The organism is Ruegeria sp. AA6, from assembly GCF_056542865.1.
Window position 1 is genome coordinate 92,056 of sequence record NZ_JBQGAN010000006.1, and the last position, 19,414, is coordinate 111,469.

Consider the following 19,414-nt stretch of genomic DNA (forward strand, 5'->3'; position numbering starts at 1 on the left):
AACCATGGCATGGCGTTGACTGGCGCCTAGCCTATTGAACGCGGACGAGCCAACTGCAATTTCAGCCGCAGGACACGTGCGGTTTTCCCTTGCTCCCTGCGATATTGCGCAGGAAACAAGGCAATGATTGTCCGTTCGGATCAATAGGGTGCTTCTACGTCGTTCATCGAAACGTAGACCGTTTTCATCTCGCTGAAGTGGTTGATCGCAAGTTTCGAGTTCTCGCGCCCGACCCCCGACATTTTCGAGCCACCAAAGGGGGCCTCGACCGGAGCAAGATTGTAGGTATTGATATAGCAGGTGCCCGCCTCAAAACCGGCCACGATGCGGTGGGCGCGGGTCAGATCATTGGTGAAAACACCTGCGGCCAGCCCGAACTCGGTATCGTTGGCGCGGGCCATGACCTCTGCCTCGGTGTCGAAATCCAGTACTGACATGACTGGACCAAAGATTTCCTCACGCGCTATGGTCATATCGTCGGTGACATCAGCAAATACGGTGGGCTGCATGTAGAAACCATCGCCTTCGATCCGGTCACCCCCGAACACCAACCGCGCGCCTTCAGCCTTGCCCTTTTCGACATAGCCCAGCGCAATGTTCATCTGGTTTTCGCTGACCATGGGACCGAAATTGACATCTTCGTCCAGAGGATCGCCGATTTTCGCGGTGGTGAGGCGTTCGGACAGACGGGCCAGAAATTCCTCTTTGATGCCTTTCTGAACAAACACACGGGTACCATTGGAGCACACCTGCCCCGAAGAATAGAAATTACCCAAGATCGCGCCTGAAACGGCGTTTTCGATATCGGCATCGTCGAACACGATCATTGGGGATTTGCCACCCAGTTCCATGGTGACGTGTTTCATGCCATCGGCCGCGGCAGCATAGACTTTGCGTCCTGTCGGTACCGATCCGGTCAGCGAAACCTTGGCCACGCGCGGATCAGTCACCAACGACGCTCCAACATCGCCATAGCCCTGCACCACGTTGTAGACGCCTTTGGGCGCACCGGCTTCGATAAGAATCTCGGCCACTTGCAGTGCGGACAGGGGCGTGGTTTCCGATGGCTTAAACACCATCGTATTGCCGCAGGCCAAGGCCGGTGCCCCCTTCCAGCAGGCGATTTGGGTCGGATAGTTCCAAGCGCCGATGCCAACGCACACGCCCAGCGCCTCGCGGATTGTGTAGACAAAGTCGCCTCCGCCTAGCGGGATGTGTTCGCCGGTCAACGAGGCGGCAAGCCCACCGAAATACTCCAGCGCATCCGCGCCGCTGGTCGCGTCGGCCACCAATGTTTCCTGCAACGGCTTACCAGTGTCATGGGTTTCCAAAATCGACAGCTCACGATTGCGCGCGCGCATGATGTCAGCGGCACGCCGCAGGACGCGGCCACGTTCGGTTCCCGACATGGCAGCCCATTTGGCCTGGGCGGATTTCGCGCTGTTTAGAGCCTGATTTATCACGTCGGATGTGGCCGAGTGCAAGCGTGCGATAACCTCGCCGGTTGCTGGGTAGATGACGTCGATCGGGGCACCATTAGCGTCTTCAACGTATTCGCCATTTATGAAATGGCTGGCTTTGGGCTGAAACTTCATGCCGCGTCCTTTACCTTTTTGCGCCCCAAGTGGGCCGAGAGTTTTCTTGGATGTATCTATTATTAATTGACCAGTCAATAAAACCAATGGCCGGCGACTTCCCGCCCAGTCCTGACCGCCCCTCTTGAAAAAAACGGCTAATGTTCCACATATGTTCTACATAGTCAGAGGAACACCCGATGGCCCAGTACTCGCGAAATTCCGCCCTGAGCGGCCCGTCAAACGACTATCACCTGCTTCCCGTCACGGATCGGCAGATGCGTTACGCCCGCGCCATTGCTGAACAGTCGGCACTTGAAATCCCGGTCGAGGCTCAACGCGACCGGCGGTCAATGTCAGATTGGATTTCGGCGCACAAACCGCACGATCCGTCACCCTTTGCCAATTACCCTACCGGCAAACAGGTTGCCTTTGCCGAGCGGATTTCGCGCAGCAAACGCAGACCGATCCCGTCAGAATGTTTTCAGGACAAGCAGGCGATGTCTCGGTGGATCGACCACAACAAGTAACCCGTCAGTGCTGGTTATGCCCGCGCGCATAGATACCGACAGCGGCCGCCACGAACAGGCCCAGCAGGATGTAACCAGTAATCGCCTCAGCCACCGCCAAACCACGACACAGGCCTGCGGGATGCAGGTCTCCGAACCCCACCGTGGTGAATGTGACGTATGAGAAATACAGAACGTCCGAAGGCCCTTTGCCGCCAACCACACACAAATCGTAATACCCGAATGAACCGTACACGGCAGCGAACAGGAACGGGACGACTTGAATGAAGGAAATCCCCATCAGCAGCAGCTGGCGCTTCGGAGATTTCACCTGGGTCATGTAGTACCACGTTTGGGACACCAGCCAGATCGAAAGCAGCACGGTCGTCACAGTGCCGATCGTGTCACCAGCAGTTGTCTCGCTCAATCGCGACAGACCGTACCATGCGAGAAAACTGACGAATACCAGGCCCACGGCCGCAACCAGAGTCGATTTCCACTCTTCCAAAGTTGTCGGATCGCGGCGCATACGGCCTCCCAAGCGATGATACGGGCCCAATGATCGGCGTTCCGGCCCGTGTCCGCAACCTTATTTATCAAAGCGTTAGTCGGCGCCCAGATGCTCTTGCCCGCGCTGGCGGGACAGCAGGATCTGCTTTTGCCGCTCGCGGAACCGCATCTTGTCGACCTCGGACGTCTCGTTGACGCATTGATGGCACGACACGCCGTGTTCGTATTCAGGACGCTTCATATCCTCGGGCAGGATCGGGCGGCGGCAGCCATGGCACAGGTTGTGCGGGCCTTCGACCAGCCCGTGGCCAACCGACACGCGGTTGTCAAAGACGAAACACTCACCCTGCCAGGTGCTGTCCTCGGCGGGCATTTCTTCGAGATAGCGCAGGATGCCGCCTTTCAGGTGGTACACATCCTCGACGCCCTGACCCAGCAGGAAATTGGTGGATTTCTCACAGCGGATACCGCCTGTGCAGAACATGGCGACCCGCTTGTTGTGGAACCGCTCTTTGTTTTCTTCCCACCAAGCGGGGAATTCGCGGAAACTGGCTGTTTCAGGGTCTATTGCGCCCTCAAAGGTGCCAATCGCCACCTCGTAATCATTGCGCGTGTCGATCACCACCACATCATCCGAGCGGATCAGATCGTTCCAATCTTCAGGCTCGACATAGTTGCCGACACGGGCGCGCGGATCGACATCCGGCTGCCCCATGGTAACGATCTCTTTCTTCAGGCGGACCTTCATTTTGCCAAACGGAGGGTGGTCGGCGGTCGCCTCTTTCCACTCCAGATCGGCACAGCCCGGCAGGCCCTTGATATGCGTCAACACCGCATCGATCCCGGCGCGAGGCCCGGCGATGGTGCCGTTGATCCCCTCTTGCGCCAATAAAAGCGTGCCTTTGACCGACTGTGCGCGGCACAGCTCCAGCAATGGCTCACGCAGGGCAGCGTGATCAGGGAAACGGGTGAAGTGATAGAGAGCAGCGATCGTATACATGCGCGCGGTCTAAACCCGCTGGCGCAGAGTCGCAAGGGATCGGATTGACACCCCTGCAAGATTGACGGCCGCGTCCGCGCCCCGTACCGATAGAGCAATCAGAGGAGAGACCACGATGGCCCATGCCCTGCTTGTAATCGACGTCCAGAACGATTTCTGCCCCGGCGGCGCATTGGCGGTGCCAAATGGGGATAAGGTCGTCCCTCTTATCAACGCCATGATGGACGATTTCGATGCCGTGATCCTGACGCAGGACTGGCATCCTGCAGGCCATTCCTCATTTGCCAGTTCTCACGCAGGAAAGAACCCCTTCGACGTGACGGAAATGCCCTACGGTCCGCAGGTTCTATGGCCAGATCACTGCGTGCAAGCCACGCAAGGTGCCGACTTTCATCCAGATTTGCGCACGGATGGTGATCTGATCATTCGAAAAGGGTTCCGCAGCGCCATCGACAGCTATTCTGCCTTTTTCGAGAATGACCGGACCACGCCAACCGGGGTTCAGGGATATCTGACCACGCGCGGCATCGACAAACTGACGCTGGTGGGCCTGGCTACGGATTTCTGCGTCCACTTCTCGGCCGTGGACGCCGCACGGCTTGGATTTGACGTAATAGTTCAAATGGACGCCTGCCGAGCGATTGATCTGGACGGATCGTTGTTTGCCGCCGAACACGCGATGCGAGATGCAGGTGTCACTTTTGCTTAAGGGTTGGACCCCATTGCGGCAAGGAACCTTAGTATAGCGATCACAAGAACGGCCAGACCCAGGGCAACCCCGATACGCCATTGAAGCGAACGTTTTTTTGGTTTTGGCACAGAAGTGTCGTGGCGATTGGGCGTATGGTCCGGGACATATCTAGCAGCTTTTGCTTGTGGGCGTGCTCTTTTCACGTCATCGAGAAACTGCCAGAAATCGAAGTCTCCGCAGTATTCACCCTGAACACCCATATTGCGGATATTTGCAAACAATCGTTTCAGGATGCGTTCACGATCCTGCTCATCTTCGGGCAGGTAAAGCCCATGCGGCAGGTCGCCGCCTTTTGGTTCGAGGCTAAATCCTGACTCAACAAAGATACGGCGGATTTTCGGCGACGCGCTGTACAGAGCCTCGACGGTCCGCTCATCGCGAAACGACGCACGAACCGCACGATGGCCTGTCACAGCTGCCACGCCGTGTTCAGGATCCACCTCGTCCGGTGCAATCGCTACAATGTCAAAGTCGTACTCGAGACCCATTCACTAACTAAACCTTGTCGTTCCAACCCTTTCTTTCCACTAACCGGTGAAAAGAACTCACAATATGCTCGATTTGTGACCTGACATTGTCATTGTCCCTAATCTAGCGACTCTTGCCAATTCGCGCACCTATTGATCTAACAACGGAAATCGCAGGAGTTTTCCAATGGTCGATATTGCGACGCGCGTGTACAATCATAAATGGAAAATTGATCCAATTGTGCGGTCTTTAATCGACACAGACTTCTACAAACTGCTCATGTGCCAGTCAGTGTTTCGAAATAAGCCCCAAACGGATGTGGTTTTTTCGCTGATAAACCGGTCGAATCACATTCCATTGGCCGAATTGATCGACGAAGGCGAACTACGCGAGCAACTGGATCATATCCGTTCACTCAGTCTCAGCCGTGGCGAAAGCACTTGGCTGCGGGGGAATACCTTCTACGGAAAACGGCAGATGTTCCGCTCAGACTTTATGGAATGGTTCGAGAACCTGCGCCTGCCGCCCTATCATCTGGAACGCAAGGGTGATCAGTACGAACTTACCTTTGAAGGTAGTTGGCCCGAGGTTATGTTATGGGAAATCCCGGCTTTGGCCGTATTGATGGAGCTACGCTCCCGCGCGGTTCTGAACAACATGCGCCGGTTCGAACTGCAGGTGCTCTACGCGCGCGCCATGACCCGCGTTTGGGAAAAGATCGAACAACTGCGTCAGGTTGACGGGCTGGGCATCGCGGATTTCGGCACTCGGCGGCGTCATTCTTTCCTGTGGCAGGACTGGTGCGTGCAGGCCATGATCGAAGGATTGGGTCCTGCGTTTTCCGGTACGTCCAATTGCCTGATCGCCATGCGGCGCGAAGTTGAGGCGATCGGAACCAACGCACATGAATTGCCCATGGTCTATTCTGCGCTGGCTGGCTCTGATGATGAACTGGCGCAAGCCCCCTACGACGTCCTCAGCGACTGGCACGAAGAGCATGACGGCAATCTGCGGATCATTCTGCCAGATACCTACGGCACCCAAGGGTTTCTGGACCGCGCGCCCGACTGGCTGGCCGGCTGGACCGGTATTCGCGTCGACAGCGGTGATCCGGCAGCAGGGGCCGAGATTGCTATAAAATGGTGGAAATCGCGTGATGAGGACCCGACGCAAAAGCGGGTAATCTTCTCAGACGGGCTGGACGTGGACAAAATCCGCGAATTGCACGGCCAATTCGCGCATCGAACCAAGGTCTCGTTCGGGTGGGGCACGTTGCTGACCAATGATTTCCGAGGGCTGGTGCCCAGCGACGCGCTGGCACCGTTTTCGCTGGTGTGCAAGGCGGTTTCCGCCAATGGCCGCCCGACGGTGAAACTGTCAGACAACCCGGAAAAAGCCATGGGGCCAAAGAATGAGATCGAACGCTACAAACGTGTGTTCGGCGTAGGCACGCAAAAGTCGATTGAGGTCATTGTTTAGACCCTAACCATGATACGCAGCCACGGTTTTCAACTGCGAAAACCCATAAAGCGCCTCAAACCCTTTTTCCCGTCCGTGGCCGGACTTGCCAACGCCGCCAAAGGGCAGCTCAACCCCGCCGCCCGCGCCGTAGTTGTTGATGAACACCTGACCGGATCTTAACCGTTTCGCCAATCGCATCTGCCGCGCGCCGTCGCGGGTCCAGATGCTGGCGACCAGACCATAGTCCGTGGCGTTGGCAATCTGGGTGGCCTCGTCCTCGGTTTCGAAGGGGATCAGCACCTGCACAGGGCCGAATATTTCGTCCTGCGCCAGAACATGATCCGGCGGGACATCTGCAAACAGGGTTGGCTGCACGTATGCCCCATCTTTTGGCGCATGTTCGACGACACGCCCTTGCGCTGCGATGCTCAGATCGGAACCTTTGGCCAAAAACGTTTCAACTATCTCTTTCTGGCGGGCTGAAATCAGTGGCCCGACTCTCAAATCCTCTTGCGCCGGACCAACTGTCAGGTCGGCATAGGCCGCCGCCATGCGGGTTTTCACCTGCTCATACACCCCGCGCTGCACCAGAATGCGGGACGAGGCGGAACAAGTCTGACCGGCGTTCTGAATACCTGCATTCACCAGAAACGGCAGCGCGGCATCTAAATCAGCGTCGTCAAACACCAGTTGTGGGGATTTTCCACCTAATTCCAGTGTCACAGGCACCACATTGCGGCCAGCCGCCTGTTGAACCAGCGCCCCGGTGGCGACCGAGCCGGTGAACGAAACATGATGCACACCCGGATGTGTCGAAAGGGCCGCCCCGGCCTCGGCCCCCAAACCGGGCACCACATTCAACGCTCCGGCGGGCAGGCCGGCATGTTGCGCCATATGGGCGAAGGCCAGCGCTGTCAGGCAGGCCTCTTCTGCCGGTTTCAACACACAGGCGTTGCCCATCGCCAGCGCCGCACCGACCGAGCGGCCAATGATTTGCATCGGATAGTTCCACGGTACGATATGGCCTGTGACCCCGTGTGGTTCGCGCAGGGTATAGACGGTGTAGCCATCCAGATATGGAATGGTCTCGCCCATCACCTTGTCCGCCGCACCGCCATAGAACTCACAATACCGCGCCAAAGCCACTGCGTCCGCTCGCGCCTGGGTCAGCGGCTTGCCCACGTCCATCGCTTCCAATGCGGCCAGATCATCCACACGTTCCAAAACCATCTGTCCCAAACGCGTAAGAATTCGCCCCCGTTCCAGCGCTGTTTTTCGGCCCCAGTCTCCGTCCAGCGCGGTTTGCGCTGCCTGAACCGCGGCGTCGACATCTGCCGCCTCACCGCGCGCGATGTGGCAAATTTCAGAACCATCCGACGGGTTGATCAGAGGAAGGGTTGTTTGCGACGCGGGACTGACCCACGCACCGCCAATCAGACACAGGCTGGGATTGAACCAGAGAGGATTGGACATTTTGGCCTCCATTTCGGCTCTAACTAATAGCTTTTTTCATATTTTCGCCGATAGCTGGCAGTGTCGGCGCGGCTTCGATCAAGGCGCGGGTATAGGGTTGTTGCGGGTCGGAAAAGACCTGCTCGGTGTTGCCCTGCTCAACAATCCGGCCCGCCTGCATCACCATTACCCTGTCAGTGATCGTGCGCACCACGCTCAGGTCGTGGCTTATGAACAGGTAGGTCAGATCATATGTACCACAAAGCTCGGCCAGCAGATCCAGGATCTGCGCCCGAACCGAAACGTCGAGGGCCGAGACAGCCTCGTCGAACAGGATCAGATCAGGGCGGATCATCAAGGCACGTGCAATGGCAATCCGCTGCCGCTGCCCACCCGAGAATTCATGGATGTATTTGCCTGCATCGTCAGGGCTGAGTCCCACGGTGGTCAACATCTCGGCGATGCGATCCTGACGTTCTGATCCGCTCGGAGGCGTATTGAGCAGGTGAAATGGCTCGGTGATCAGCCGCGCGACCCTGTGGCGTGGGTTGAAACTGCCATACGGGTCCTGAAACACCACCTGCATTTTACGCCGCACGTTCGGATTGGGCTTGTGACCAGAAAAAACAGGCTCACCATCCAGGCGGATTTCGCCGCTCTGAACCTCCTCTAGCCCCAGTATCGCCCGTGTTAGTGTCGATTTTCCACAGCCGGACTCTCCGACCAAACCAAGGCGTTCGCCCCTGTTGAGGGTAAAGCTGACCTGATCGACGGCGCGCGTGTAACCGGGGGTGCCGAACAGGCTTTTCCGAGGCAGGCGATAGTCTCGCACAACTTGCGCGACTTCGAGCAACGGTTGCGGCTGCGGGACGTCAGGCAATGACACCTGATGGCCAGAGGCCTCGAACAACATCCGCGTGTAGGGGTGCTGCATGTTGCGCAGCAGATCGTCCGTTGCCCCACGTTCAACTGCCTCGCCGCGGCGCATCACGACGATCTGATCCGCCATATCGGCCACCACAGCCAGATCATGCGTGATCATCAAAAGGCCCATGCCGTATTCGGTCACCAGCCCCTTAAGCAAGACCAGTATCTGTGCCTGCGTAGTCACATCCAAAGCCGTCGTCGGTTCATCCGCAATCAACAGCCTGGGGCGCAGCGCAATCGCCATAGCGATGACCACACGCTGGCGCTGGCCGCCGGACAGCTCATGCGGATAGCGGGACAGGGGAAAGCGATCGGGCGCTAGTCCGACTCGGGTCAGTACCTCCTGCGCGCGCTCCCTCGCCTGTGCGCGAGGCATGGCTTTGTGGATCAGGATGGTCTCTGTCACTTGATCGCCGATAGTTTTGACCGGGTTGAGCGCGGTCATCGGCTCCTGAAACACCATTCCGATGGACGCACCACGCAGGGCGCACATCTCAGCCTCTGAGGCGTTCAACAGGTCCTGACCCTCTAGCCGGATCGCTCCTGTTGCCTCGGCTCCGTTTGGCAGAAGTTGCATCACGGCGAGCGCGGTCATCGACTTGCCCGAACCGCTCTCTCCGGTCACGGCCACGATCTGACCAGGTGCGATGGAAAGGCTGACCTGCTTTAGGATGTCCGCATCGTGGATCGACAGAGACAGGTTTTCGATTTGCAACAAGCTCATGCGCGGGCCACCCTGATCCGGGGGTCCAGCCAATCCCGCAAGCCGTCGCCCAGCAGGTTCAAACCCAGCACGGTTATGATAATCGCCAGCCCCGGAATCAGAGCCAAATGCGGAGCAAAACTGACCATTGTCTGCGCATCGGCCAGCATGCGGCCCCAACTGGGTGTGGGTGGTTGCGCGCCGAGACCGACATAGGAAAGGCCCGCTTCGGCCAGAATGCCAAGGCTGAATTGAATGGTCCCCTGCACAATCAGCAGGTTCGCCACGTTGGGTAGGATATGCTCGGCAGATATCCGCGCCGCGCCCTTGCCCGAGACACGAGCGGCGAGGATAAACTCGCGTTCCCACAACGACAACGCGGCCCCTCGGGTGATGCGGGCGAAGACGGGGATGTTGAAGATGCCGATGGCGATGATGGCATTGATGGCTCCGGCCCCGAACACGGCGGTGATCAGGATGGCGATGACCAGTGAAGGGAAGGCAAAGACCAGATCATTTCCGCGCATGATCACCTCATCCAGCCAGGACCCATTGCGTGCCGCCGCTGCCAACCCCAAAGGCACGCCCAGCGCCATACCGATGCCCACGGCCACCAGCGCCACTGCAATCGAGGTCCGCGCACCGACCATGATCATCGAGAACATGTCGCGTCCAAAGTGATCCGTGCCAAACCAGTGGTGCGCGTCGGGCGTCTGCAGCTTGTTGGGAATATCCAACGCCGCGTAGTCATATGGCGTCCAGACAAACGAAATCAGTGCTGCCAGCAGAACCAGCGAAGACAGCACTGCGCCAAGGATCAGATTGCGGCTCATGTCCTGCTCCGTAAGCGAGGATCAACGGCGGCATAGGCCAGATCGACCAGAAAGTTCACTGTGATGACGGCGAAGACCAGCAGCATCACCACAGATTCCACCACAATCAGGTCTCGGGCGGATATAGCCTGAAACACCAACCGTCCGAGGCCGGGCAGGTAGAAGACCTGCTCGATGATGATTGACCCTGCCAGCAGAAAGGAAAACTGCAGCCCGATAATGGTCAGCACCGGGATTAACGCGTTGCGCACACCATGCCGCCACAGGGCCTGACGACGCGAAAGCCCTTTGGCGCGGGCGGTGCGCATGAAGTCCTCGCTTAGAATGTCCAGCAGCGACGAGCGCATGACCCGTGCCAAGATCGCCGCTTGAGGCAAGGCCAGCGCGATGGCGGGCAAAGTTAGGGAATGCATCCCGACCCAGAACCCTTTGTCCCAACCGGCGAACCCTCCGGCGTTGAACCAGCGCAGGTTGATGGCGAAGATCAGTACCAGCATCATGGCGAACCAGAAATTCGGCACCGCTATGCCCAATTGTGTTGCGCCCATGACCGTCAGATCTCCGGGCTTGCCCCGGCGCGCAGCAGCGTAAATCCCCGCAGGAAAAGCAATGAGAGTGGACAGGGTCAGCGCATAAATCGCCAGCGGCAGCGACACCCAAAGCCGATCCGCGATCATCTGCGATACCGGAGTGCGATAGGTGTAAGAGGTCCCGAAATCCCCCACGACCATCCCGCCGACCCACGAGAAATAGCGCTGTATCTTCGAGCCGTCCAACCCCAGTTCGGCCCGAAGCGCGGCCAGAGTATCCTCTTGCGCGTTCACGCCCAACATGAACGAGGCAGGGTCTCCCGGGGCCACCTCGATCACTGCAAAGATGACCACCGATGCAACCACGAGGCTGATCAGCAGAGATATCAGGCGTTTGACGGCATAACGGAGCATTGAGGCCACGTTAGGCTCACACATAGCTCGGGTCCAGCGTCTAACCCGTCAGCACATAGGCAAAAATCGCATAGGCAACGATGGCGGCATAGCCCAATGGGTAAATCCATTTGATCGCGTAGTTATCCAGTTTTCTGGCCCCGTCCTCATGCCCGGAGACCTTCAGCTTGCGCAGGGCGACGTTGAACACGATCAACGCCCCGGTCATCAGGAACATGCATTGCAGGATGAAATCCAGAAAGGTCAGATATCCAAGTTTTGGCAAATCGGCCGAGATGGCCCAGTTGAAGGCCACGAAGACCAGCAGGTTACCACCGGCGATTTCGATCCGGCGGCGATATTCGTCCAGGAAGAACAGCGCCCAGCCAACCGTGATGAGCACCAGCATCGGCAGAAACACCCGGATCACGTAATAAGTCAGGTGCCGGTGGCCCTCAAACGCCAGCGCGATCTGGTCGCTTTCCCGACCGGACAGGCCGATGACTGTTGAATGCACGATCCGCGCGTTGTCCAATATCCATTCTTCCTCGCCCAGCAGGTCACCGAGGCCAGAGAATTCTTCAAGCGGGTAATAGGTCACATATTCGGACGGAAAGACCGAGACGACTTCGAAAAAGAACTCCTGCGTGTCGAACGGGTACTTTCGGAAATCAAAATGCGGGGCCTGCAACGTCAGTGAGGATTTCTCAACATAGACCACATGGCCGTCATAACGCAGCGAGGCAGCGGATTCGTGTATCCATTTATTGGATTGCTGGTTGTGGACTACAAAGGCAGGCACAATAGCCCCAAGACCGCGCGCATGCTCGGCCAACGCCGGAGGGTTGAAGACCTGAATCTCGCGTCCAACTACATCGCGATCGAATGCCAGTGCCGGGTCGGTCCATTCGGCGCGCAGAACGACCACTGCGCCGTAGTTCTCGGCCTTCTGATCGACACTGGTGACTTGATCAATCCGAATTCCGATCCCCACCTTCAGCGGGTTTTCAGGCGTACCGACCAGTGCCCCCAGCCCGCGCTCCAATCCATTCTGTGCTGTTACAGACCCGCCGCCCAGCGCGACCAGACACACAGAAATCAGAACAAAATATATGGCGCGGACCAAGGTCATGTTCAGGCTCGCTTAGAGGTACTCGAGCCCGGGGCAATTGATTGCCGCCCCGGGGTCTGTTCATTCGGACCAGCTGATTTGGGTCAGGTCAATTGCCGCGGTCGGCGCGTTCTCCCACAACCCTTGCACACCCGCCTTGGCAACCCCCAGCTTGGCCAGTTGGAACAGATAGCCATTGACGAAATCGCTGGCGATTAGACGCTGCATTTCACCCAGCAACTTTTTCCGCTCATCCGGGTCCGTGGCACCATTCAAGAGGTCCATCAGCGTTTGGGCGTCAACGCTATCATACTGGAAATAGTAGTCGGGACGCGCGTAGATGCCGATATCCATCGGTTCGGTGTGGCTGACGATGGTAAGCCCGTAATCCTTGCCTTTGAAAACTGATTCCAACCACTGCGCCCATTCCACATTTATAATCTCAGCTTTGATGCCAACTTCGGCCAATTGCGCGGCAACAATCTCGCCTCCGCGACGGGCATATGAAGGCGGCGGCAGATGCAGGGTGGTTTCGAACCCTTCCGCATAACCCGCATCTGCCAGCAGTTCAGCGGCCTTCTTCGGGTCATAGGCCGAATTGCCGGTCAGATCGACATAGGCCGGGTTATGTGGCGCGAAATGGGTGCCGATGGGGGTGCCATATCCGAACATTGCACCGTCGATGATGGCCTGTCGGTCGATCGCATGGGCCACGGCCTGCCTCACTTGGATATCATCGAACGGAGGTTGCTTGTTGTTGGTCGACAGGATCGTCTCACCTTCGGTCGTGCCCACAAGCACCTGAAAGCGCGGGTCGGCCTCGAATTGCGGTAGGTTCTCAGGCGCAGGGAAGTTGTCAAAATAGTCCACATCTTCGGCCATCATCGCGGCAAAAGCGGCGGTCGGGTCCGAGATAAACTTGAACGTCGCAGTCTCTAACGCGGGCTGATCGCCCCAATAGTCGGGATTGCGGTTCAGCGTGATACTGTCGCCTTGCACCCAGTTACCAAAAGTGAAGGCACCCGTACCCACAGGATTGGTCTTGATCGAGTCAATGCTGTCCGCCGAGACGATCACTGCATCGCCCCAGGCCATATTGAACAGGAAATTACCGTTCGGTTCAGACAAGGTCACCTTGACGGTCAGCGGGTCGATAACTTCGACACTTTCGATCCCGGCAAACAGGGCCTTTTGCGCGTTTGCGCTGTCATCCGCCATGGCACGGTCAAGGCTGAACTTGACGTCTTCGGCATCCATCGCGGTCCCATCGTGGAAGGTTACGCCGTCATGCAGTTTGAAGGTATAAACCGTGCCGTCCTCGGAAATCTCCCAGCTTTCGGCCAGCCCCGGAACGACCGATCCATTCCCCATGAAACGGGTCAGACCTTCGAAGATATTGGTATACACCACCGAATCGATGGCCTGCGCCGCAGCGCTGGTCGGATCCAGATGCGGTGGCTCCAATTGCATCGCAATTGTGATATCTGACTTGGCCAAAGCCTGTCCGGCAAACAGGCTGGCACCCACTGCCAGCGCCGAGGCAAAGGTTCGAAACACCTGCTTTGTCATGAAAATACCTCCCCGTTTCAAATACCTGACCCTATGTTATTTCGGGCCGTTCACTTGATAATGTCCCCGTAAACCCAAGGTCAATCAAGGGAATGTTCGCGCAACCGGGGTTTCTATAACCTTGTGCAATCTGCTATGCCGCGCTGCAACATGAACACCGGAGGAGCGATCATGAGCGCCACCGCCCGCAAAAAAGCCCCAAACGCCGAGGACATCCGTGCCTGCAAAGGGGGCGAACCTCTGGTCTCTCTGACCGCTTATACAACGCCAATGGCGCGGTTGATGGATGCACATTGCGATTTCGTTCTGGTCGGCGACAGCGTCGGCATGGTGCTGCACGGGCTGGAATCCACGCTGGGCGTGACCATGGAGATGATGATCCTGCACGGTCAGGCCGTTTCGCGCGGACTGGATAAGGCGATGGTGGTCATCGACATGCCCTTTGGCAGCTATGAGCATTCCCCGGCCGATGCCTTTCGCAACGCCGCGCGCCTGATGGCCGAGACTAGCGCGGGCGCGGTCAAGCTGGAGGGCGGGGTTGAAATGGCCGAAACCATCCGCTTTCTGGTCAAGCGCGGCATTCCGGTGATGGCGCATATCGGCCTGACGCCGCAATCGATCAACACGCTGGGCGGCTACAAGGTGCAGGGCCGGGACGAGCAGGCCGAAGCAGTGCTCTCCGACGCCCGTGCGGTGGCCGAGGCTGGTGCCTTTTCCGTCGTGCTTGAGAAAGTGCCGCAAGGTCTGGCCGATCAGATCACCGCCGAGGTCGCGATCCCGACCATCGGCATCGGCGCGTCTGCCGGATGTGATGGGCAGATTCTTGTGGTCGATGACATGGTGGGCTTTTTCACCGCCTTCAAACCGAAATTCGTCAAACGCTATGCCGAGCTTGGCCCGCAGGCCGAAGCCGCCATTGCCGAATACGCCGCCGAAGTCCGCGCCCGCACCTTTCCGGCCGATGAACACGTATTCTCCGATCAGGCTCCGGCCAAAGGACCCAAGACATGACCGCCCCCATCCTGCGCCGCCTCAAAGACCTGCGCGCGCTGACCACCGAATGGCACCGCAACGGCGAAACCATTGGCGTCGTCCCGACAATGGGCGCACTGCATCAGGGGCATCTGTCTCTGGTCGAGGCCGCTAAGGCCGGGACCGACCGGGTGATCGTGACGATCTTTGTAAACCCCAAACAGTTCAACAACCCGGACGATCTGGCAAAATACCCGCGCACCGAGAACGAGGATGCAGAAAAATTGGCCCCCCATGGCGTTGACGCGATCTACGTGCCCGAGCCCGAAGAGGTCTATCCGCAAGGCTTTGCCACGACCGTTTCCGTCACCGGTCTGACCAATGTGATGGAGGGTGAATTTCGCCCCGGCCACTTTGATGGCGTCGCCACGGTTGTTGCCAAGCTATTTCTGCAAACGCAGGCAGATCGCGCCTATTTCGGGGAAAAAGATTATCAACAGCTGATGATCGTCCGCCGCATGGCGCGTGATCTGGACATCCCGATTGAGGTGGTCGGCTGCCCCACAGTGCGCGAACCATCGGGGTTAGCGATGTCTTCGCGCAACCTGCTGCTTTCGCCCGAGGGGCTGGCGATAGCCGCCAACAAGCATCGGATTATGCAGGGTCTGGCCCAGTCTCTGAAAACCGGGGCTGCGTTTGATACATTGGCCACCAAGGCCGAGGCCGATCTTCTGGCCGCAGGTTTTACACAGGTTGAATATGTTCACCTGCGCTGCGCCGACACGCTAGAGCCGCTGACCCACGCAACGCGCCCCGCACGGCTGTTTGCCGCCACTTGGGCGGACGGGGTGCGACTGATCGACAATATTCCTGTCTGAACGCTCTGGCACGATTGTTACTGTTCGCGCTAAAGTCCCGCAAAACCAAACGGGAGGGGCGCGCGGAATGACCTATATTCTCGCCATTGATCAGGGCACCACATCATCGCGGGCCATTCTATTCGACGCAGACATGCAACGCGCGGGCACCGCGCAGCACGAATTCACCCAGCATTTCCCGCAGGAAGGCTGGGTCGAACACGATGCCGAAGAAATCTGGGACAGCGTTCTGCGCGTCTGCCGCGAGGTGATGGAGACGGTCGGCGTGACCGCAGATCAGATCGCGGGGATCGGCATCACCAACCAGCGCGAAACCACCGTCGTCTGGGACCGCGCCACCGGCAAACCGATCCACAACGCCATCGTCTGGCAGGACCGCCGCACAGCCGAGATTTGCGCCCGCTACAAGCAAGCCGGGTGTGAGGATGACGTGACCGCCCAGACCGGGCTGCTGCTGGATCCCTATTTCTCGGGCACCAAGGTCAAATGGCTGCTGGATACCGTGCCGGGCGCACGCGACCGCGCCGAGGCCGGAGAGCTGCTGTTCGGCACCATCGACAGCTTCCTGATCTGGCGCCTGACCGAAGGGCGCAGCCACGTAACCGACGCTACCAACGCAGCTCGTACCTTGCTGTTCGACATCCACAAGGGCGAATGGAGCGCCGAGATTTGCGACCTGCTGGACGTGCCGATGAATATGCTGCCGGACGTACATGATTGCGCTTCGGATTTCGGAAAAACGACTCTATTTGGGGAGAATATCCCGATTTTGGGCGTGGCCGGAGATCAGCAAGCGGCCACGATCGGGCAGGCTTGTTTCCAACCCGGCATGATGAAATCGACCTATGGCACCGGCTGTTTTGCCCTACTGAACACGGGTGACAAGCCGGTTGAGTCGAAGAACCGACTGTTGACCACGATTGCCTATCAGCTGGACGGCAAGCGTACCTATGCGCTGGAAGGGTCGATCTTTGTGGCCGGGGCTGCCGTGCAATGGCTGCGCGATGCGTTACAGATCATCGAGTCAGCCCCCGAAAGCGGAGAACTGGCGCAAAAAGCTGACCCGAACCAGCATGTGGTGCTGGTCCCCGCCTTTACAGGCCTTGGCGCGCCCTATTGGAAGCCGGATTGCCGGGGTGCTGTCTTTGGCCTGACCCGCAACTCGGGCCGTGCAGAGTTTGCCCGCGCAACGCTGGAAAGCATCGCCTACCAAACCCGCGACCTGTGGCACGCGATGCAGGGCGACTGGGGCGCGGATACGGACGTGACTCTGCGCGTGGATGGCGGCGCCAGCGCGTCCGATTGGGCGATGCAGGGGCTTTCAGACTATCTTGGGGCCGAGGTTGACCGTCCCGTTATGCAAGAAACCACCGCATTGGGCGCAGCCTGGCTGGCCGGGATGCGCGCGGGTGTGTACCCGGATCAACAGGGGTTTTCGGAAACCTGGGCGCTGGATCGCCGCTTTGAACCGGAATTGTCCGCCGAAGAAAGGGATGCAGCATATGACCGCTGGAAACGTGCCGTTTCTGCGGCCATGGGATTCTAATCAGGCACTATTGTTGGGCCAAACCGGGTTTTGGCCCACACACGTCAAATGACTGGAACATTCGCACAGAAAGGTTTCGCATGATTGCTTACATCACTATCGGAGCCGATGACCTTGCAATCGCGAAACAGTTTTATTCCGCGTTTTTACCAGCACTGGGTTACAAGTTCGAAGAGCAATCAGAGGGTTTGAGCTTTGCATTGCCCGCAGAACCGGGCAAATCTCCTAATCAGCCTGAGATATACGTCAGGCACACCTTTGATGGCCGCCCAGCGTCAGCCGGGAACGGGTCGATGATCGCTTTTCTGGCACGCAGCCAAAAACAGGTTCGCGACCTGCACGCCGCGGCCCTTGAGGCCGGAGGTTCCGACGAAGGACCGCCGGGCTTTCGGGACAGTTACGGGCCCCGTTTCTACGTCGGCTATTTGCGAGACCCACAGGGAAACAAAATCGCGCTGTACTCAAGCAATCCGAACGAACCCGGGCGAGACGGGTAAAACGGACCTTAGCTGTGATCTTTCATCAACCGCTGCTTTTGACGTGACCAGTCGCGTTTGGCCTGAGTTTCGCGTTTGTCGTGCAGCTTTTTACCTTTGGCGATGCCGATTTTCAGCTTTGCCCGACCCTTGTGGTTGAAATACAGCACCAGCGGTACCAGCGTCATGCCTTTGCGCTGGGTCGCATTCCACAGGTTTGACAGCTCTTTACGCGACACCAGCAATTTGCGGCGGCGGCGTTCTTCGTGTTTGAACACCTTCGCCTGCTCATAGGGCGCGATATAGCTGTTAATCAGCCACAGCTCTCCATCATCGACCGAGGCATAGCTTTCGGCGATGTTCGACCCGCCCGCGCGCAGGGATTTGACCTCGGACCCTTCCAGCACGATGCCGCACTCGATATCCTCTTCGATCGCGTAATCGAAGCGGGCACGCCGGTTTTCGGCGATCACTTTGTAGTTCGGGTCTGTCTTTTGCTTTTGCTTGGCCATGACGCGTTGATTTAGGCCGCTTGGGCGGCCCTTGCAAGCCGTAGCGGTCAGGACGTGGCCGAGATGATCAGGTCAGGGCCAAAAATCGTGTCGGCATAGCTGTGTAGGTAAATCTTCAGCCAAGGCGTGAATCGTTGCGGATGGCGTTGCACTTCAGCCAGAAGGTCATGGTAGTCGATCCAGCGAATATCCATCACTTCGTCCGGGTTAGGTTCGATTTTCAGTGGACCGCGAACATGCGCCAGAAAGATATCGACCACCTCATGTTCGATCATGTTGTTTCCAACATCGGCGTGGTACTCCAGCCGGTGGCGGTATTCGGGATAAAGGCCAGTAATCCCCAACTCTTCGCGCAGACGCCGCACGGCGCATTCCGAAGGCGTTTCACCCCAATCGGGATGGGTGCAGCAGGTGTTCGCCCACAGACCGGGCGTGTGGTATTTGCCCATGGCCCGACGCTGCAACAGAATCTCGGTGCCGCGGACAACGAAGACCGACACCGCCTTATGCCGAAGGCCCTTTTCATGCGCCTCAAGCTTGTCCACGGGGGTCAATTCACCGTCAACCCAGGCCGGGATCATGATTCCCATCTGTCTTCTCCTGCTGCCGATTCACCAGAGCGGCTGGAAATACGGAATTGGCTGCCACCAGATCGGCTTGGCTTGGCGAAACCCTGCAAAGGCAGGATGAGTCGCGCACATCCAAAGTGGCGCTGATCCATTCGCTTATCAATCGCACGAAAGGCCGCAGGGGCTGCGGCCTTTCGTAACTTTTTTGGTTGTCTTGAGGCAGGCGTTATTCGCCAGACACGCTGACGATATAGGCGTAGACATCCTCGGCACCCGACTTCAGCTTAAACGTCATCTTGGACTTGGCCGAGGTTTCACCCAGATAGTCCTTCAGGAACGCCTTGGGGTCCTGCGCATATTCGACAAAAGTGGTTTCATCCCAGACCAGGCCGTTTTCACCGGCTGCGACGATGCTGTCACCGTACTTGAACCCTTCGACGGTGCCTGCGGTGCGACCTGCAATACCGTAAAGGTTGGGGCCTGTTTTACCGCCTTTGACAATCACTTCGCCCGCGGGATCCGCGATCAGGTGGCAGGATTTGCACTTATTGAAGGCCTTTTTACCGGCCTCAGCGTCGCCTTCGGCGTAAACGGGAAGGGCCAGCAGGCCGACGATTGCGGTAGCGAGGATGCGATTCATAGCTTTTGCTCCGATACAAATTGGCTGCAC

Annotated in this window: 20 protein-coding genes; 7 read left to right on the forward strand and 13 right to left on the reverse strand. The window is 58.0% G+C overall.

Annotated elements, in window-relative coordinates; all coding sequences use genetic code 11:
* Positions 1 to 140 precede the first annotated feature (140 nt).
* Positions 141 to 1,595 carry a betaine-aldehyde dehydrogenase gene (gene betB, locus ACR0LN_RS10225; protein ID WP_480429529.1) on the reverse strand — a complete coding sequence of 485 codons (1,455 nt, stop codon included), beginning with the start codon at positions 1,593 to 1,595 and terminating at the stop codon, positions 141 to 143.
* A 179-nt stretch (positions 1,596 to 1,774) separates the two neighbouring features.
* Between betB and ACR0LN_RS10230 the strand changes: the two genes are divergently transcribed.
* Positions 1,775 to 2,104 (forward strand): hypothetical protein, encoded by a 330-nt coding sequence (locus ACR0LN_RS10230; protein WP_480429531.1) that lies wholly within the window; start codon positions 1,775 to 1,777, stop codon positions 2,102 to 2,104.
* Positions 2,105 to 2,108: 4 nt separating this feature from the next.
* Here ACR0LN_RS10230 and ACR0LN_RS10235 read toward each other — a convergent pair whose 3' ends face one another.
* Together ACR0LN_RS10235 and trhO are read right to left on the reverse strand one after the other, a co-directional pair.
* Positions 2,109 to 2,612, reverse strand: coding sequence for an ion channel (locus ACR0LN_RS10235; RefSeq protein WP_480429533.1), 504 nt, complete (start codon positions 2,610 to 2,612; stop codon positions 2,109 to 2,111).
* A 75-nt stretch (positions 2,613 to 2,687) separates the two neighbouring features.
* The gene (gene trhO, locus ACR0LN_RS10240; RefSeq protein WP_480429535.1) at positions 2,688 to 3,593 is read right to left on the reverse strand and encodes an oxygen-dependent tRNA uridine(34) hydroxylase TrhO; all 906 of its coding nucleotides are present in this window, start codon (positions 3,591 to 3,593) and stop codon (positions 2,688 to 2,690) included.
* A 115-nt stretch (positions 3,594 to 3,708) separates the two neighbouring features.
* Between trhO and pncA the strand changes: the two genes are divergently transcribed.
* Positions 3,709 to 4,302: a bifunctional nicotinamidase/pyrazinamidase gene (gene pncA / locus ACR0LN_RS10245; protein ID WP_480429537.1), complete on the forward strand. Its 594-nt coding sequence runs from the start codon at positions 3,709 to 3,711 to the stop codon at positions 4,300 to 4,302.
* Here pncA and ACR0LN_RS10250 read toward each other — a convergent pair.
* Complete coding sequence (locus ACR0LN_RS10250; RefSeq protein WP_480429539.1) at positions 4,299 to 4,832, reverse strand: hypothetical protein; 534 nt, start codon at positions 4,830 to 4,832, stop codon at positions 4,299 to 4,301. The genes pncA and ACR0LN_RS10250 overlap by 4 nt on opposite strands.
* Before the next feature lie 166 nt (positions 4,833 to 4,998).
* Here ACR0LN_RS10250 and pncB point away from each other — a divergent pair, with 166 nt between their 5' ends.
* Positions 4,999 to 6,291: a nicotinate phosphoribosyltransferase gene (gene pncB, locus ACR0LN_RS10255; protein ID WP_480429540.1), complete on the forward strand. Its 1,293-nt coding sequence runs from the start codon at positions 4,999 to 5,001 to the stop codon at positions 6,289 to 6,291.
* Between the two features lie 3 nt (positions 6,292 to 6,294).
* Here the strand turns inward: pncB and ACR0LN_RS10260 are convergent, their stop codons facing one another.
* Genes ACR0LN_RS10260 through ACR0LN_RS10285 form a run of 6 tightly spaced genes read right to left on the reverse strand, consistent with a single transcriptional unit; the run spans position 6,295 to position 13,791 of the window.
* Complete coding sequence (locus tag ACR0LN_RS10260) at positions 6,295 to 7,746, reverse strand: aldehyde dehydrogenase family protein (RefSeq protein ID WP_480429542.1); 1,452 nt, start codon at positions 7,744 to 7,746, stop codon at positions 6,295 to 6,297.
* A 19-nt stretch (positions 7,747 to 7,765) separates the two neighbouring features.
* Positions 7,766 to 9,376 carry an ABC transporter ATP-binding protein gene (locus tag ACR0LN_RS10265; protein ID WP_480429544.1) on the reverse strand — a complete coding sequence of 537 codons (1,611 nt, stop codon included), beginning with the start codon at positions 9,374 to 9,376 and terminating at the stop codon, positions 7,766 to 7,768.
* Positions 9,373 to 10,188: an ABC transporter permease gene (locus ACR0LN_RS10270; protein WP_480429545.1), complete on the reverse strand. Its 816-nt coding sequence runs from the start codon at positions 10,186 to 10,188 to the stop codon at positions 9,373 to 9,375. Before ACR0LN_RS10270 ends, ACR0LN_RS10265 begins: the two co-directional genes overlap by 4 nt.
* Complete coding sequence (locus ACR0LN_RS10275) at positions 10,185 to 11,132, reverse strand: ABC transporter permease (RefSeq protein WP_480429547.1); 948 nt, start codon at positions 11,130 to 11,132, stop codon at positions 10,185 to 10,187. The genes ACR0LN_RS10270 and ACR0LN_RS10275 overlap by 4 nt, the downstream gene beginning before the upstream one ends.
* A gap of 40 nt (positions 11,133 to 11,172) precedes the next feature.
* On the reverse strand, positions 11,173 to 12,243 hold the full coding sequence (locus tag ACR0LN_RS10280) for a ligand-gated ion channel (RefSeq protein ID WP_480429548.1): 1,071 nt from the start codon (positions 12,241 to 12,243) through the stop codon (positions 11,173 to 11,175).
* Positions 12,244 to 12,303: 60 nt separating this feature from the next.
* Positions 12,304 to 13,791 (reverse strand): ABC transporter substrate-binding protein, encoded by a 1,488-nt coding sequence (locus ACR0LN_RS10285; protein ID WP_480429550.1) that lies wholly within the window; start codon positions 13,789 to 13,791, stop codon positions 12,304 to 12,306.
* 171 nt (positions 13,792 to 13,962) lie between these two features.
* Between ACR0LN_RS10285 and panB the strand changes: the two genes are divergently transcribed.
* The 4 genes from panB to ACR0LN_RS10305 all read left to right on the forward strand — a co-directional run bounded on the left by panB (position 13,963) and on the right by ACR0LN_RS10305 (position 17,684).
* Positions 13,963 to 14,802 carry a 3-methyl-2-oxobutanoate hydroxymethyltransferase gene (gene panB / locus ACR0LN_RS10290; protein ID WP_480429552.1) on the forward strand — a complete coding sequence of 280 codons (840 nt, stop codon included), beginning with the start codon at positions 13,963 to 13,965 and terminating at the stop codon, positions 14,800 to 14,802.
* Entirely contained in the window at positions 14,799 to 15,641 is an 843-nt protein-coding gene (panC, locus tag ACR0LN_RS10295) for a pantoate--beta-alanine ligase (RefSeq protein ID WP_480429555.1), read from the forward strand. The genes panB and panC overlap by 4 nt, the downstream gene beginning before the upstream one ends.
* 67 nt (positions 15,642 to 15,708) lie before the next feature.
* Positions 15,709 to 17,187, forward strand: coding sequence for a glycerol kinase GlpK (glpK, locus tag ACR0LN_RS10300; protein WP_480429557.1), 1,479 nt, complete (start codon positions 15,709 to 15,711; stop codon positions 17,185 to 17,187).
* Positions 17,188 to 17,267: 80 nt separating this feature from the next.
* Positions 17,268 to 17,684, forward strand: a complete 417-nt coding sequence (locus ACR0LN_RS10305; RefSeq protein WP_480429559.1) for a VOC family protein — start codon at positions 17,268 to 17,270, stop codon at positions 17,682 to 17,684.
* 8 nt (positions 17,685 to 17,692) lie between these two features.
* On the opposite strand, the gene smpB is transcribed toward ACR0LN_RS10305, so the two are convergent.
* The 3 genes from smpB to ACR0LN_RS10320 all read right to left on the reverse strand — a co-directional run bounded on the left by smpB (position 17,693) and on the right by ACR0LN_RS10320 (position 19,384).
* The gene (gene smpB, locus ACR0LN_RS10310; protein WP_170382128.1) at positions 17,693 to 18,175 is read right to left on the reverse strand and encodes an SsrA-binding protein SmpB; all 483 of its coding nucleotides are present in this window, start codon (positions 18,173 to 18,175) and stop codon (positions 17,693 to 17,695) included.
* A 47-nt stretch (positions 18,176 to 18,222) separates the two neighbouring features.
* Positions 18,223 to 18,765 (reverse strand): isopentenyl-diphosphate Delta-isomerase, encoded by a 543-nt coding sequence (gene idi / locus ACR0LN_RS10315; RefSeq protein WP_480429561.1) that lies wholly within the window; start codon positions 18,763 to 18,765, stop codon positions 18,223 to 18,225.
* A 205-nt stretch (positions 18,766 to 18,970) separates the two neighbouring features.
* Complete coding sequence (locus tag ACR0LN_RS10320) at positions 18,971 to 19,384, reverse strand: c-type cytochrome (RefSeq protein WP_480429562.1); 414 nt, start codon at positions 19,382 to 19,384, stop codon at positions 18,971 to 18,973.
* Positions 19,385 to 19,414 lie beyond the last annotated feature (30 nt).

Coding starts and splice junctions, on each gene's coding strand:
- betB (WP_480429529.1), bottom strand. CDS start 1,595: ATGAAGTTTCAGCCCAAAGCCAGCCATTTCATAAATGGCGAATACGTT.
- ACR0LN_RS10230 (WP_480429531.1), top strand. CDS start 1,775: ATGGCCCAGTACTCGCGAAATTCCGCCCTGAGCGGCCCGTCAAACGAC.
- ACR0LN_RS10235 (WP_480429533.1), bottom strand. CDS start 2,612: ATGCGCCGCGATCCGACAACTTTGGAAGAGTGGAAATCGACTCTGGTT.
- trhO (WP_480429535.1), bottom strand. CDS start 3,593: ATGTATACGATCGCTGCTCTCTATCACTTCACCCGTTTCCCTGATCAC.
- pncA (WP_480429537.1), top strand. CDS start 3,709: ATGGCCCATGCCCTGCTTGTAATCGACGTCCAGAACGATTTCTGCCCC.
- ACR0LN_RS10250 (WP_480429539.1), bottom strand. CDS start 4,832: ATGGGTCTCGAGTACGACTTTGACATTGTAGCGATTGCACCGGACGAG.
- pncB (WP_480429540.1), top strand. CDS start 4,999: ATGGTCGATATTGCGACGCGCGTGTACAATCATAAATGGAAAATTGAT.
- ACR0LN_RS10260 (WP_480429542.1), bottom strand. CDS start 7,746: ATGTCCAATCCTCTCTGGTTCAATCCCAGCCTGTGTCTGATTGGCGGT.
- ACR0LN_RS10265 (WP_480429544.1), bottom strand. CDS start 9,376: ATGAGCTTGTTGCAAATCGAAAACCTGTCTCTGTCGATCCACGATGCG.
- ACR0LN_RS10270 (WP_480429545.1), bottom strand. CDS start 10,188: ATGAGCCGCAATCTGATCCTTGGCGCAGTGCTGTCTTCGCTGGTTCTG.
- ACR0LN_RS10275 (WP_480429547.1), bottom strand. CDS start 11,132: ATGCTCCGTTATGCCGTCAAACGCCTGATATCTCTGCTGATCAGCCTC.
- ACR0LN_RS10280 (WP_480429548.1), bottom strand. CDS start 12,243: ATGACCTTGGTCCGCGCCATATATTTTGTTCTGATTTCTGTGTGTCTG.
- ACR0LN_RS10285 (WP_480429550.1), bottom strand. CDS start 13,791: ATGACAAAGCAGGTGTTTCGAACCTTTGCCTCGGCGCTGGCAGTGGGT.
- panB (WP_480429552.1), top strand. CDS start 13,963: ATGAGCGCCACCGCCCGCAAAAAAGCCCCAAACGCCGAGGACATCCGT.
- panC (WP_480429555.1), top strand. CDS start 14,799: ATGACCGCCCCCATCCTGCGCCGCCTCAAAGACCTGCGCGCGCTGACC.
- glpK (WP_480429557.1), top strand. CDS start 15,709: ATGACCTATATTCTCGCCATTGATCAGGGCACCACATCATCGCGGGCC.
- ACR0LN_RS10305 (WP_480429559.1), top strand. CDS start 17,268: ATGATTGCTTACATCACTATCGGAGCCGATGACCTTGCAATCGCGAAA.
- smpB (WP_170382128.1), bottom strand. CDS start 18,175: ATGGCCAAGCAAAAGCAAAAGACAGACCCGAACTACAAAGTGATCGCC.
- idi (WP_480429561.1), bottom strand. CDS start 18,765: ATGGGAATCATGATCCCGGCCTGGGTTGACGGTGAATTGACCCCCGTG.
- ACR0LN_RS10320 (WP_480429562.1), bottom strand. CDS start 19,384: ATGAATCGCATCCTCGCTACCGCAATCGTCGGCCTGCTGGCCCTTCCC.